A 437-nucleotide genomic window follows, 5' to 3' on the forward strand; every position below is an offset into this window, starting at 1 on the left:
TTCGGCTAAAAATCGGGCGACCCATTCGGATTTGTCGTAGGGCAGGTAACGGCATTGCGCATCGGGGAACAGGGATTGCGCGGTGGCGCGGCCGGTCGGCGGCATTTGGGTAATCAAAAACGGCGAGTCGGGAAAATGGCGGCGCAATGCCTGAACTAAAGGTTCGGCCGCACGCGTTTCGCCGACGGATACGGCGTGTATCCAAATCGTGCGTTGTACGGGATTGGGATACGCCTGCCCGAAACGCTCGTCCCAATGCTCGAGATAGGCGGGGGATTTGAGGGCGCGGCGGCGCAGGTGGCGGCGGATCAGGAAGGGGGCGAGGTGCCACAGCGTGGCGGAAAGGCGGCGTATCATGCTTACGGGTCTTGTGTCGGAATAGGCCTATTTTATCGGAAACTGAAACGGAAGATATAGCTTTGATGCGTGTTTTACGC

1 protein-coding gene is annotated in these 437 nt (G+C 58.8%); it reads right to left on the reverse strand.

The window, feature by feature from the left end; all coding sequences use genetic code 11:
• A partial coding sequence (locus ACTHTQ_RS11455; RefSeq protein ID WP_440363985.1) for a glycosyltransferase N-terminal domain-containing protein occupies window positions 1-357 on the reverse strand: 357 nt, incomplete at its 3' end.
• Window positions 358-437 lie beyond the last annotated feature (80 nt).

It is taken from the genome of Neisseria sp. P0020.S003 (assembly GCF_051957095.1).
Lineage (GTDB): Bacteria > Pseudomonadota > Gammaproteobacteria > Burkholderiales > Neisseriaceae > Neisseria > Neisseria subflava.